Origin of the sequence: Bacillus marinisedimentorum, assembly GCF_001644195.2 — a bacterium.
In the GTDB taxonomy this organism is placed as follows: domain Bacteria; phylum Bacillota; class Bacilli; order Bacillales; family Bacillaceae_O; genus Bacillus_BL; species Bacillus_BL marinisedimentorum.
In genome coordinates, this window is record NZ_LWBL02000041.1 from 17,418 (window position 1) to 30,109 (window position 12,692).

Annotated in this window: 8 protein-coding genes; 3 read left to right on the forward strand and 5 right to left on the reverse strand. The window is 48.1% G+C overall.

Annotated elements, in window-relative coordinates; genetic code table 11:
* Positions 1-7: 7 nt before the first annotated feature.
* The 4 genes from A4U59_RS12255 to A4U59_RS12270 are packed head-to-tail and all read right to left on the reverse strand — an operon-like array spanning position 8 to position 5,219.
* On the reverse strand, positions 8-547 hold the full coding sequence (locus A4U59_RS12255; RefSeq protein WP_070120871.1) for a DMSO/selenate family reductase complex B subunit: 540 nt from the start codon (positions 545-547) through the stop codon (positions 8-10).
* Between the two features lie 19 nt (positions 548-566).
* On the reverse strand, positions 567-3,140 hold the full coding sequence (locus tag A4U59_RS12260; RefSeq protein WP_070120872.1) for a molybdopterin-dependent oxidoreductase: 2,574 nt from the start codon (positions 3,138-3,140) through the stop codon (positions 567-569).
* Between the two features lie 18 nt (positions 3,141-3,158).
* Positions 3,159-3,881 (reverse strand): TorD/DmsD family molecular chaperone, encoded by a 723-nt coding sequence (locus tag A4U59_RS12265; protein ID WP_070120975.1) that lies wholly within the window; start codon positions 3,879-3,881, stop codon positions 3,159-3,161.
* 18 nt (positions 3,882-3,899) lie between these two features.
* Complete coding sequence (locus A4U59_RS12270) at positions 3,900-5,219, reverse strand: radical SAM protein (protein WP_070120873.1); 1,320 nt, start codon at positions 5,217-5,219, stop codon at positions 3,900-3,902.
* Between the two features lie 298 nt (positions 5,220-5,517).
* On the opposite strand from A4U59_RS12270, the gene A4U59_RS12275 reads away from it, so the two are divergent.
* From A4U59_RS12275 to A4U59_RS12285, 3 genes are read left to right on the forward strand one after another with little or no spacing between them, the layout of a single operon-like run.
* Complete coding sequence (locus A4U59_RS12275; RefSeq protein WP_070120874.1) at positions 5,518-6,738, forward strand: PucR family transcriptional regulator; 1,221 nt, start codon at positions 5,518-5,520, stop codon at positions 6,736-6,738.
* Between the two features lie 20 nt (positions 6,739-6,758).
* The gene (locus A4U59_RS12280; protein WP_070120875.1) at positions 6,759-8,780 is read left to right on the forward strand and encodes a molybdopterin-dependent oxidoreductase; all 2,022 of its coding nucleotides are present in this window, start codon (positions 6,759-6,761) and stop codon (positions 8,778-8,780) included.
* Positions 8,773-9,312 carry a 4Fe-4S dicluster domain-containing protein gene (locus tag A4U59_RS12285; protein ID WP_070120876.1) on the forward strand — a complete coding sequence of 180 codons (540 nt, stop codon included), beginning with the start codon at positions 8,773-8,775 and terminating at the stop codon, positions 9,310-9,312. Before A4U59_RS12280 ends, A4U59_RS12285 begins: the two co-directional genes overlap by 8 nt.
* Positions 9,313-9,446: 134 nt before the next feature.
* Here the strand turns inward: A4U59_RS12285 and A4U59_RS12290 are convergent, their stop codons facing one another.
* The gene (locus A4U59_RS12290) at positions 9,447-12,647 is read right to left on the reverse strand and encodes a DEAD/DEAH box helicase (RefSeq protein WP_070120877.1); all 3,201 of its coding nucleotides are present in this window, start codon (positions 12,645-12,647) and stop codon (positions 9,447-9,449) included.
* Positions 12,648-12,692: the final 45 nt, after the last annotated feature.

Consider the following 12,692-nt stretch of genomic DNA (forward strand, 5'->3'; position numbering starts at 1 on the left):
CCTCCTTTTATTGTTTTCCGCCGATGACTAGGTTCGGCTTAGTGATGGATGAGCTCGGCAGGCCTTTGATATCAGCGTTTTCGCCATATTTTTTGCGAAGTTCGTCAATCGGGCCGAATTCGATTGCCCGCATGATGCAGGAAGAAACGCATACCGGCTCTTCGCCGTTTTCCCTCAAGTCAAGGCAGGTATCGCACTTGGACATTTTCCCTAGTTCTTCATTGTATTGCGGTGCGCCGTACGGGCAGTTCCATTCACAGTATTTGCAGCCTGCACACTGGTCCTGATCGACAACGACAACGCCGTCTTCGTCCCGCTTGAACATGGCGCCGGTCGGACAGCCTTCCACACAGGCCGGGTTGTCGCAATGGTTGCAGGAAATCGATATATGCCAAAGGGCCGGTTTCGGGAAGGTGCCTTCTTCAAAGTCATAGACGCGCCTGAAGTTTCTGCCTACTTCAAGGTCATTTTTGTCTTTACATGCAACCGTACACGTTTTACAGCCGATGCATTCTGCCACGTTGATATAAAATCCCATTTGTGCCATGAGTTATGCCCTCCTTTGATCAAAATTTGATGACGCGCTGCGGCCACTTCATATCTTCTTCCAGTGGTTTACCGGTCCATTTTTCCAGGTTGCACCGGGCCAGGTTGAACCCTGAGGAACCTAATCCTTTTGGAATGTGCGGGACAAACAGGTTGTCGGCCCCGGCCCGGTCAATACCTGTTTCTTCATCAATGTCGATCCACGCGCCATGCGGAAGGCCGATGACACCAGGGATCATCGTTTCCGTCACTTTTGCCGGCCGAAGTGATTTTCCGAATTCATTGGACATCAGCACCGTGTCTCCGTCTTTGATGCCAAGTTCATCGGCATCTTTGCGGCTGAGGTAGACCGGGTTCGGCCATGCTTCGCGCAGTTGCGGGACATTGTCGAACGTGCTGTGCGACCTTCTTAAGTAGTGCGGATTGATGATTTGGTAAGGGTATTGACCCTTTTTCTTCGTTTTCCAGTTATCAAATGTGGACTCATAGCCATGCACTTTCGGTTCGTATACAGGAATCGGCTTGATCTCGGAATATGCTTTTTTCGATAACTCGTTGACAGCCTTACAGTAGATTTCAAACTTGCCGCTTTCGCTTGAGACCGGGTTATTTTTCGGGTCATCGATGAAATCCTTGTAGGCGATGAAGCTGAAGTTGTCGCCTGGCTTTCTCGGCACCTGGTAAATGCCCTGTTCAATGAATTCTTTTAATGGGATGCGGCCTTGCTGCGGTTTGCCTTCAACGCCGCCAAATTCTTTGATGTCCTTTGCTGTGATGGTACATAACGGTTCATAATCGACACCGTTATCCTTCACGACCATGCTGCCGGCCAGCTGATTGAAATATTGCTGCCTTTCTGAAAGCGGGAAGAATTCCTTTTTGTTCTTGCCGAGCTTCTCAACTAGTGCTTCGCCGATTTGCTGGTCTGTTTTTGATTCATATAGCGGTTCTATGATCTTGGACCATGTAATCAGGATTTCGCGGTTTCCGCCCTTTACCGCTCCTTCGGTTTCCCACTGGGTCGCAACCGGAAGGACGATGTCGGCATATTTCGCATTTGTTGTTAACACGTAAGAATTGGCGACGACAAATTCGACTTTTCGGTGCGCTTCAATTCCTTTGGCGATGTTGCTTCGGGTTTGCAGCGTATTATTGTAGTTATGGTAGATGAACTGGATGTTCGCCTTGCGCTCGCCTTCATACCGCTGCAGGAACTTGCCATCTAAAACAGCGTCCCATATTTCATTTTCATTGATCATATTGTCAATCGGATTTTCAGCAGACGGAGATCCTGAACCGCCGCCCTGAAGAAGATGCGGCCCCATGTTGCCGGCATACTCCCAGCAGCTGACGCCTGTCATTTTGCCGGATCCACCCATTTGGCCGGTCATCATGCCGAGTGCAGAAAATGCCTGGACCCAGCCTTCACCGTTTGAAATACGCGCTGGCGCCCATCCGGTCAGGAGGGCAACCCGATCCGTGCCGCCAATTTCCCGGGCCAGTTCCCGGATTTGATTCGGCTCGATGCCGCAAAGGTCAGAAGCCCATTCAGGCGATTTCGGCTGGCCGTCATACGTCCCGAGAATATAGTCTTTCAAGTTATCCTTTGGATCAGCGCCTTTCGGCATATGCTCTTTATCAAAGCCAATTGTGTACTTATCAAGGAAATCCCATTTGACCAGCGGATTCGAAGCTGGATTGTCTTCATCAAGCAAGGTGTACATGATGCCGAAAGCGAGTGCGTCATCCGTTCCCGGCCGCACCGGTACCCAGTCTGCATCGAATACCCGGGCTGATTCAGAATACATCGGATCGATGGAAATGAACCTTGCCCCGGCTTTTTTCGCCTGCAGGAAGTTGTAGGTTGTGCTGCCCATCGTGCTCCAGGCCGGATTTGCCCCCCAAAGGACAATCAGCTGTGAGTTCCTTAAATCCATGCGGTCATTAATTCCGTTGACAATCAGTCCTTCGCCGATTCCCATCTGCTCCCAAATCCAGCGCCAGGCGCCCCATGAAGAGCTGCCGTAGCAGGAACTGAAGCCGCCGACCGAGGCCAGTGCGTTGCGCACATTTGAGTCGCCGCCGGTAACAAGGATGGATTCATTTCCGTATTTGCCGGCGATGCGCTTCGCCTCTGAAGCTACGTGGCCAAGTGCCTCATCCCAGGAGATCCGCACCCACTGGTCGTTTCCGCGCAGTTCTTTTTTGCCTCCGCCAGGTGACCAGTTTTTACGTTTCATCGGGTATTTCAAGCGGTCTGCGCTGAATACCTGTTTCCGCTGGGAACGGCCGCGCAAACAGCCGCGCTGCTGCGGAAAATCAGGGCTGTCTTCATGCGTGTCGTCCGTTTTTTGGCGGATGACGACGCCATCCTTGATGAGGACTTTGTTCAGGCATCGGCTTCCGCAGTTATGCCAGCAAGCTGCCGTCTTCCAAACTTCCCCTTCTTTTGTTTCACCCATCTTCGCTTCTGCCTTCTCGACCAACCCGCGGCTGACTGGGATTGCCGCTGTTGCTGCAACAGCTGAAGACCAGCCGATGAATGATCGTCTCGACATCTTGAAATCTCTTATTTTTTTCACAAGATCCAACATGATTGACCCTCCTCCTTTTTAGTTTTGGACCAATTCTATATTCAACAGTTCTGAAAGAACCTTTGAATCGATCTGCAGGTAATGCTGCAAAATCATTGCCAATCCTCTGTACAGGCCGGCATCCGCATGCTCGATTACCTTTTCCGCCAGTAAGGGGGCGAACCTGCCCAGATGTTGCTGGATGAACTTTTGTTGCTCGTCCAGCAAATACATAATTTCCGGAATGGATGTGTCCGTTTTTTCACCAGCTGACTTGATGGCAAGCTGATTCAAGTGGTACATAAAGTCAAGTTCGAGCCCGATATGGTCATCCGCTTCCATCGAAAATGATGCGGTTTCATAGCCGTATTTTTTATAGAGCCCTCTCACCATCATCGTTGTTTCCTGGAATAGCAGCTGGTCGCTCGTCACATAGACCGATTCCCACGGGGATGCCGGTGTTTCAAACGGCCCGATGAACATTCTCGTGTAATCCCAATGCAAGTCCTCATAATGTTTCTCAATTTTACCCGGATTGTGGTCCGCCAGGTAACGCTTCACTTCCTGGATGCCAGCTTGAATGCCCTCCGATTCTTCACGGAACGGAAAAATATCAATCATATTGTGCTGGATGAAGTGTTTCACGTATTCCCTGGACGGCTCTTCGAGAAAAAATCTTCGCAAAATGTCGTAGGCGAATTCCCTGGCGTAAAATATATTCAACACATCGTCTACTCTAAGCACCTGTTTTACCGGTGGCATATCGATCATCCTTTCTCCCTAGATTCTTGCAAGCTCAAATTCTTTTACGTCGGCCAATTCAAGATTCACTTCCTTGATGCTTCTTTCATAGCGTGCCGTTTCGATGACATTAGATGAAATGATGACATCGATGTCTTTATGACGAAGCAGCGGAATGGCCTCTACTGAAAATTGCAGGAAGTCATACTCAGTATTATCAATGAACGGCATATTCCGTTTTTCGAGCGTTTTCCGGACGGACCGTTTGTCTTTCCCAAATACTTTGGCCGTTTTGAAATAGTAATCATGTTGTGAGAACGTATAGGTTGCATCAAGTGTTTGATCATGGTTTTGTTGATAGATTTGGCCTGTAAATTTATTTTCAAGAGAACAGTAGTGAACTCCCATTTCGAAATCCTGCTCGATTGCGAATTGAACGAGTTCGTGGCAAAGGGCCTCACTTTCCGCAACAGCAAGTCCGCCTGCATACCAGAAGTTGTAGTAGACTTCATATGGCGGGTTTTTAAGGGAAAACCCCCTGTCTTTAAACGGCTTCGGATTCTCAAGCGGAAAACAAAATTCAAGCAAATTGATTCCGAAGATACCCAGTTCCTCCAGATCACACAAAAGCTCTTTCATTGCCTCGCCAGTTCCGGGGATAACCGGCATTTCCACGAGGACATCCGGAATGTATTTCTTCGCAAGGCCGATCTGGCGTAAAATGTGCTTTTGCTTGGAATGCTGGTCTTCCATTTTGATACTGAAACGGATTTCATTTAATCCTGCATCTTTTAACCTTTGCAGGATTTCCTCCGTCAACAGGTCGCCGGCCGTATATAACCTCGTATGAACGCCAGGTGCCCGCCGGTTCGCCAGCTCAAAAAAGGAAATGGCCTCTTCTGCATGAAGGAGTGGTTCACCGCCAGTCAGCGCCAAATGCGTCAGCTTTGTGCCCTGATTCAAGATGCTCTCCAATTCGCCGTTCACATTTTTGGTATGCTGCAAATAAAAATGATAGTTGTCCTGGTTTTTGTTAAAGCAGAAGTAACAGTCGCGGTGGCACTTCAGTGAGACAAAACTTGTATAACTGCCGGTGCCGGTCTGGCATGCTTCACAGGCACTTGAAATCCGGTTTCTGTTCAGGATGCTTTTGTCATTATTTCTGAAAAAGGCTCCATTTTCCTTAAGCTGCCGGACCCGATTCTCTTTTACCGTAGAACCTGACTCATTTTCAAACGGCAGCCCGAATTGTTCGATGTGCTTCAGTGTGCTTTTTTCGACCGTGTCATATATGTCCAGGTAATTCAGCAGCGCCTTATTTCTGCTATGTTCCATCTGCTTTCGTGTAAGAATCCCCATCGGATTCACCTTCCTCGTTTTCGTAGACTATCATCCGGATACAAAGCGAACACGAACAGTTTGTGAACCATTTCACTTGATAGTTCAATTATAAACAACTCCGCTCCCCCTTTATATGGGCTCGGTGTACGAAGATTGGACGGCCGTTTTGTGCATGCAATACATAGGGATTTGTCAGATCGGTGACAATGCAGTGCCCCTTCCGCATTACGATTCTGTGAAAGAGATTGTCCTTCTCACGGCATTGGAATAAGATGGGGTTAGTGACATAAGAAGTCAAGAAAGGATTCGTGATTTCATGAAAGATCCAGTGTCCATCCCTGATATCGCCCATTCATTGCTCACTTCTTCACATGAAGGTGTTTCTTCTTTGACTGCACAGCTTTCTAAGGAGCTTTCACTGCCCGTTCTTGTAACGAATCAGCATTTCCAGCTCATTGCATCCGCTTCATTGCCTGACGGAACAAATACAGACTCTATCCTGGCAATCGAACAGATGGACATGTATGAACACAGCAGCATGTCCAAATGCCGGATCACAATGACTGAAACGTTTTTCCATTGTTGCAGGGTCCCGATTATCCATAAGGCAGATACGGTCGGTTACCTCTTGCTGGTGGATGAACATGAGCGTCTAAACCCGGAATCATGCCAATCCCTCCTCGAGTACACCGCCTCCCTTTTAGCCATTCAACTCCATAAAAAAATTGAACTCCGCCAGGAAAAGATGAATTTCAAAAAGCCGTTTCTATTCGATTTGCTGTACGGAAATATAAAGGACAGACAAGAAATCATTGAGTATGGAAAGGTATGGGGCTGGGACTTCACCATCCCCCAAACAGCCATTGTCTTCTCACTTGTGGACTTTACACATGTGTCATCAGATAAAAAACTGGCAGAAAAGCTTCTTTACATCGTTGAGAAAACGCTCCTAGGGCACAACATGAAACCGGTCACGATGTTAAAGCAAAACCAGGTGACAGCGATAGTGGCAACGGAACACGAAACAGCAGAACAAACTACTTCTCTTTTGGAAGCGCTTGCCGCTTCGGTCATCAAGCAAATGCACAGCCTTCATGCTGACCGGACGTCCGCATGCGGACTCGGGAAAACGTACCATAACCCGACAGATCTGTTTCGCAGCTTTCAGGAGGCGAAAGTGGCGCTGGAAATCGGCCAATTGCTGAAGATTCCGATTCCGTTTTTTACCGACCTCGGCCTTGAGAGAATCTTATATAAGCATGATCTGCAAGAACTGAAAGAATTTTATCAATCAAGCCTTGGCGACTTGATTCTCTATGATGAAAACCACCACACCGATCTGGCGGAAACACTCGAGTCCTTTGCCGCCAACCAATTTGAAATGACAGCGACCGCCAATGCGCTGTTCTTGCACCGGAACACTTTGCGGTACCGCTTGAAAAAGACGGAAGAAATATTGGGCTTGAAACTGGATGATTGGAATAATAGATTGAAAATCGTGGCTGCATTCAAAATTAAACAACTGCGGAAAATATAAGTGCAGGGTGGAGATTCATTATGAAAGACGGCATTTATCGCAACAGTTGCCCGCGGAACTGCTATGGGACATGCGGGATTCTGTCCCATGTGGAAAATAACAAACTGATCAAGGTAACAGGTAATCCTAATCATGGCTATACGAAGGGAAAACTTTGCGCAAAAGGATACGCCTATACCGAATTTGTATACAGCCCCCATCGTTTGAAATATCCGATGATGCAAACGCCAAGGGGATCTGGCAACTGGCAGCGAATCTCCTGGGATGAAGCCTATTCACGCATCGCCGAGAAAATGATTGAGCTGAACCGCCGTTATGGCTCCAATCTTGCATCAGGCTATAATAAATTTTCCGGAAACCTTGGTTTATTGCATTATGCAACGGAAGGCATGTTCAACAGCATCGGCCCGCATACAAAGCCAGTCGGGAACCCATGTGCGCTGACCGGTAAATCTGCCTTTAACCGTTCTTTCCATAAAAGTTACAGCTCGGTGCCTGAAGATATGCAAGGTGCAAACTTAATCGTTCTCTGGGGTGCAAACCCGGCCGTGACCAATGTCCACCAGATGAAATTCATTTACGGAGCAAGGCGCCGCGGGGCAAAACTGGTCGTCATTGACCCGATTTTTACGAAAACCGCCCAAAAAGCAGACCTTTATATTCAAATCCAACCGGGAACAGATATGTGGCTTGCACTTGGCATTGCAAAAATACTTTTGCAAGAGGAAAAATACGCAGAAGAATTTGTGGAACGTCACTCCGAAGGCTGGGCGGTGTTCAAACACTGGCTTGAAACTGAACTTGAACTGGAGTATGTACATGAAAAAACAGGCGTATCGCTTGAAGCGATATGCGAACTCAGCAGCTTATATGCTTCAATCAAGCCTGCCGCTACGTGGGCCGGACTTGGAATCCAGCGCACTTGCAACGGAAGTAACAGCATCGAAGCGATAAACAGCCTTGTCGCTATGACCGGAAACCTTACAGAACCGAATGGCGGGCTATATTACATGCACTTTGATGTGGAAAAGTTCCCGTGTGCCCTCTTGCATCATCAAGGTCCGCAACATCCGGTCATTAAATCTTCAAGGGAAGCGGAAATCAGTAATCTGGCAGAAAATGCGCTGAAATTTAATGATCCGCCGCTAAAACTGTTATGGATCGCATCACGCAATATCCTGACGCAAGATACGAACTTGAACGCTTGGCAGGAACTGCTGGACCAACTTGAACTAGTCGTCACCGTTGATCTTTTCATGACCAAAACAGCGCAGCAATCGGATATCGTGCTGCCTGCCGCCACCCATTTTGAAGAAGAAGATTTGAATATCGGATACTGGCATTATTGGCTATCACTCAATCAAAAAGCGATACCCCCTTATTATGAAGCAAAGAGCGATTTGCAGATTGCCAGGGAACTTACGCAAAAACTAAATGAACGTTCACCGTCGTTTTCCAACTTCCCTGCTGATAAAGAACCCATCGATTGGATCAAGGATGAACTGACTCCAGAAATCATGCAGCGTTACGGCATTTCCTGTATAGAAGACCTTATGGAACGTCCTTTCCATAAAAAAGGAGAGCCGTTGTTTTCAGATATGAAGGAGAAGTTCCATTTCTTTTTATCAATCGGCAGTGAGCTGCCGGAGAAAGATTCAGCAGGTTCACGGCAAAATAGGAGGGCATTCCGTCTCATATCTCCTCAGTCCCTATTAAAAATCCATTCGCAATATGAATGGCTGAGCTGGCTTCACCCCCGGGAAAATAAAGAAGCTTATGTCCAAATATCCCGTAGTGCTGCAGCTGATTTAAAATTAGATGAAAATATGAAAGTGGAAATTTTCAACGAACACGGAAAGGTGATCAGGCGGGTAAAAATAAATCCATTATTACCTTCACATACAATACTGGCAACTCAGGGCGGGCAACATCCGATCAATCAGCTGATCAAGGAAGACGGCAAACAGCGGGAACAGGAAGCCAGCTCTTATTTTTACGATAGCCTGGTAAACATACGGAAATGGAGGGAGCCAGATGTTTAAAGAAGTCGGCTTCAGCTTTAATGCTGATGACTGCATAGGCTGCAAAGCATGTGAAATCGCTTGTAAAAACGAAAACCAGACTCCTACGCATATATCCTGGAGAAAAGTCAGCCAACCTGCACCTGAAATTTTTCTCTCCATTTCCTGTAACCACTGTGACAGCCCGGAGTGTTTCCGGGTTTGTCCCGAAAATGCATTCACCAAACGGAGGGATGGGATTGTTGTTATTGATGACAGTCTATGCAACGGCTGCCAATTGTGCGTATCCGCCTGTCCGTACGGTGCACCGCAATTCAACCAGGAAAACCACAAAGTCAGCAAGTGCCAAATGTGTTATCCGCGGCAGGATGCGGGACTCGAACCCGCCTGTGTTGATTCATGCACGACAGGGGCACTCCAGCTCATTGATCTACTTACATTCAGCGACCCTGACACACTCAACACAATTATCGGATTCCCGGATACCAACCTAACGAACCCCTCCATCGTTTTCTATCCGGTAAAACCACGAAAACGGTATTTTTTGGAGTAGACTTCGACGGGTGCCAGGCACCCGTCGGAATATGTCGATAGTCGACAAAACTCGAGGAGTGACAGGCACTTTACCAACACAAAACAGGGGACGGTTCTGCTGCTACAACAGCTCAGACCGTCCCCTGTTTCACTTCAAATACTAAGCAACTCCCGAATATCCTCTTCACTCAAACTCGATATCATCTTCTCACCCGGCTGGATGATTGTGCCAATCAACTCTTTTTTCTTTTGCTGTAGCTCGTGGATTTTTTCTTCGATCGTTCCTTCTGCGATCAGGCGGAATACCTGGACGACTTTTTTCTGGCCCATGCGGTGGGCGCGGCCGGCGGCCTGTTCCTCGACGGCCGGGTTCCACCACAGGTCGTATAGGATGACCGTATCTGCGCCTGTCAAGTTGAGGCCGGTCCCGCCTGCTTTCAAGGAAATAAGGAACACGTCGTTTTCTCCGTTGTTGAACCGCTCAGCCATTTCGACTCTTTCCTGTGATTTCGTGTTTCCGTCGATATAAAAGACCGAAATCCCCCTGCTTTCCATATCGGCTTTAATCATTTGCAGCATGGATGAAAACTGGGAAAACACAAGAATCCGCTGGTTGTTGGCAAGTGATGTGTCGACCAGTTCCTGAAGCTCGATCATTTTTCCGGATTCGCCTTCATAGTTTTCAAGGAACAGAGCTGGGTGGCAGCAGATTTGCCGCAGTCTCGTCAGTCCGGCGAGGATTTTCATCCTGCTTTTCTGGAACCCTTCCTGCTCGATCGCGTCCATTGTTTCGCCTTTGATTCTATCAAGGTACCCCAGATACAATTTCTTTTGTTCGGCTGTCAGCTCTGATGTGTGGATGGACTCGATTTTGTCCGGCAGTTCGCTTAACACGTCCTGTTTCATCCGCCGTAAAATAAACGGGCGGCTCATGCGGGCGATCCGGTCATGAGACATTTTTTTGAATTCCCTTTTGGCCGGGAAAAAGCCGGGCATAATCGCGTCAAAAAGCGACCATAGTTCATCAAGGGAGTTCTCGATCGGTGTGCCGCTCAACGCAAACCGTTTAGCGGCAGGGATGGCCTTGATCGTCTTTGCCGTTTTGGTCGCACTGTTTTTGATGGCCTGCGCTTCATCCAGGATCATGCAGGAAAAAGGCTGTTTTTTATAAATCTGAGAATCCCGCCTGACTAACGGATACGACGTGATAATCACATCGGCATCACCCGCATTTTCGAGCAATGATTCGCGTTCTGCTTTCGTACCTGCAGCCACTTGCACCTTCAAATCAGGGGCGAACGCCGAAAACTCATTTTTCCAGTTGTACACAAGGGAGGCCGGCGCAACGATCAGGGCGGGCCTGTCCGCCGTATTTCCTTCTTCCAGCTCGGAAAGCAGGAACGCAATGCTCTGGATGGTTTTGCCGAGCCCCATATCATCAGCAAGGATGCCGCCGAAATGATAATTGCCAAGGGCTTTCAGCCATTGAAATCCGGTATGCTGATAGTCGCGCAATTCTGCGTTCAACGCCTGCGGCACCGGATACTCATTTTGCACCGGATTCTTTATGGAGTCGATGAGCTGGCGCAGTTGTTTATTATATTTAGCCTGCGCCCTGCCCCCGGCCGCCTCATCAACCTGAAGGCTGCGATAGGCTGGCAGCTGGACAGCCCCATCCTCCATGTCTTCGAGTGTCAGATCGAATTCCCCAAAGAATTCAGCCATATTCTGGATCGTATCGCTCTCGAGGTCAATGAAAACACCATCACTGAGCCGGTGATAGCGGCGTTTCTCCACAGCCGCCTGAAGGAGCTGGCGGATGTCTTCCTCTGTGAAGTTGTCACTTCTGAAACTTACTGAAAGCAGGCCGTTGTCCTCTTCAAGCGCGATTTCCATTTTCGGCAGCCGCTTTTCCGTTTGAATAAGGTTTTCCGCCGCATCCGTCAGGTACACCTCCGCTTCTTCCTGAAAACGCGGAAGGATCTCGAACAAAAACCGGTACATGCTGTCGTCACCATCAAGATACAATTCCTTCCGGTGGAACATGAATTCGCCGTCTTCCAAAAGGTGAACCAAATTTCTTTCCTTTGCGGCATCCCGCATCAAAATGCTATTTTCCGGGAGTTCCGGTTTTTGGTCGCCGAAAGGATTTATGACCGAGTTTCCATACTGGAATTCAAGTTTCGCCTTCAGCATGCCGTCCTGATAATCAAGATACAGGCGGGCCGTTAACGGAACATCGATGATTTCATCGGAAACACTTTCGGACAGATCCAGCGTCCCGACTTTTTTCAAAGCAGGAATGGCGTGAGACACAAAGGAATGGATCTCCCTCGACGATATCGACATTTCGGATCCGGCATGAGGCAGTTTCTCTTTCATTTCTTCCACGATCGCCTGCTGTTCGCGCGACAGATTATAAAAGCAACCGCCGGACAATAACAACCCATATTTATCCAAATACAAGGAGTCTTTAAAAAAATCGAGGTTCAGTGCGTATCCCCTGTCTTTCTTATCGAGGGAAAATGAGAATGGCGGTTCATTTTCCACCCATTGTAAAGGCTCAGGGGCATATCTCCCGCCAGCAAATGCACAATCGTTTTTCACCAACAGGGGGAACAGCCTTTTTATGAACGCAGGAGGTATGATTATTTCCTTCGGACTTGCACTCCTGGATGAATAGTAATAATCGGCATTATAAAAGGCATCGGTCTGGATGATTTCGCTGATCACCAGGAATATGTCACGATCGGCTTCACGAAATGTATGGTCGGCAGAATGAATACGGAAATTTTTGGTAAATTCGTGTTCTTCCCCATTTTCAATATTGCGGATGAAATCCTTCACGTCCTTTACGACATACGGCCTGCCTTCACCAACTTTCATGGTGAGTGCCAGCATGAACTCTTCCCACCCGTGCTCGTGCAGCTTCAGTGTATATTCCACATTCAGCAGCGTTCTGTCCGTCTGATGGCGGGGTGCTGGCAGTCCAAAACTTGAAAAAGCCCGAATCAGCCTATTTGCCTCGGTGTTCGGCTCCTCTGCCTTTGCGACAAGGTCATGATCGCTCTTTTTATTGGCCAGCTTGAGCAGCACTGCTACTTCATGTTTGCATTTCCCATACTTTTCATAAGCGGGGCAGTCGCAATGAAGGAACAGCATATCATCCACGAATTCGATCTCGACATGATATAAGTCACTGCCAACCACTCTGCCGCGCCACGCATCGCCCTTTGTATCAGCCTTTTGCAAAGAGAGAACACGGCCCTGCTGGAAATACGATTTGCCTTTCCGGAAAACTTCTGGCGAAAACTCATTGCGAATGTCCTCTTCTGTTATAAACATCTCTCTCATTCCTTTTATGGTGTTCGTTGCCTAAATCGGCTTGCCGCCTCGTTT